At 68.7% G+C, this 1139-nt stretch carries 1 protein-coding gene; it reads right to left on the reverse strand.

Annotation, left to right across the window (positions count from 1 at the left end; translation table 11 throughout):
- Positions 1-1139, reverse strand: a 1139-nt coding sequence (locus tag ACIIOY_RS26755) for an aldehyde dehydrogenase family protein (protein WP_411037708.1), incomplete at both ends; no start/stop codon positions are given.

A 1139-nucleotide genomic window follows, 5' to 3' on the forward strand; every position in this document is an offset into this window, starting at 1 on the left:
CCGTAGGACGAGCCCTTGCGTCCGCCGAAGGGCACGTGGAAGTCGACGCCCGCCGTCGGCAGGTTGACCATCACCATGCCGGCCTCGGAGTTGCGCTTGAAATGCGCGGCATGCTTGAGGCTCGTCGTCGCGATGCCCGAGGAAAGCCCGAACGGCGTGTCGTTTGCGACGGCGAGCGCCTCCTCGTAGTCCTTGACGCGGATGACGGCTGCGACAGGGCCGAAGATCTCCTCGCGCGCAATGCGCATGGCGTTCGTCGCCTCGGTGAACAGCGCCGGCGCGAGGTAGAAGCCGGGCGTCTCGCGCTTCAGGAGCTCGCCGCCGAAGGAAAGCTTCGCGCCCTCCTGTCTGCCGATCTCGATGTAATCCGTGTCCTGCTTGAGCTGGCTCTCGTCGACCACCGGGCCGACATGCGTGCCGGCCTTCAAGGCGTCGTCGACGACGATGCCCTTCAGCCGCTCGCCGACGGCCGCGACGAAGCGGTCGTGGATGCCCTCCGTCACGATGACGCGCGAGGAGGCCGTGCAGCGCTGGCCGGTCGAGAAGAAGGCCGAGTTGACGGCGGCCTCCACGGCGACATCGAGATCCGCGTCGTCGAGCACGACGAAGGGGTTCTTGCCGCCCATCTCCAGCTGGAACTTGCGGTTATGCTCGACGGAGGCGGCGGCCACGCGCTTGCCCGTGCCGGTCGAGCCGGTGAAGGTGATGGCGTTGACATCGGGGCTGTCGAGCATGGCCTGGCCGACGACCGAGCCCTTGCCCATGACGAGGTTGAGGACGCCCTTCGGCAGGCCGGCGCGCACCAGGATGTCGACGATGGCGTGCGCGCAGCCGGGTACCAGCTCGGCCGGCTTGAAGACCACCGTGTTGCCGTAGCAGAGCGCCGGCGCGATCTTCCAGGCGGGGATGGCGATGGGGAAGTTCCACGGCGTGATGATGCCGACGACGCCGACCGGCTCGCGGGTGATCTCCACGCCGATATTGGGCCGCACCGAGGGCAGCACCTCGCCGGCGAGCCTCAGCGTCTCGCCCGCGAAGAAATCGAAGATCTGCCCGGCGCGCACCGTCTCGCCGATGCCCTCGGCCAGCGTCTTGCCCTCCTCGCGCGCGAGCAGGCGGCCGAGCTCGTCCTTGCGGGC

This window comes from Shinella agrisoli (genome assembly GCF_046557955.1).
Lineage (GTDB): Bacteria > Pseudomonadota > Alphaproteobacteria > Rhizobiales > Rhizobiaceae > Shinella.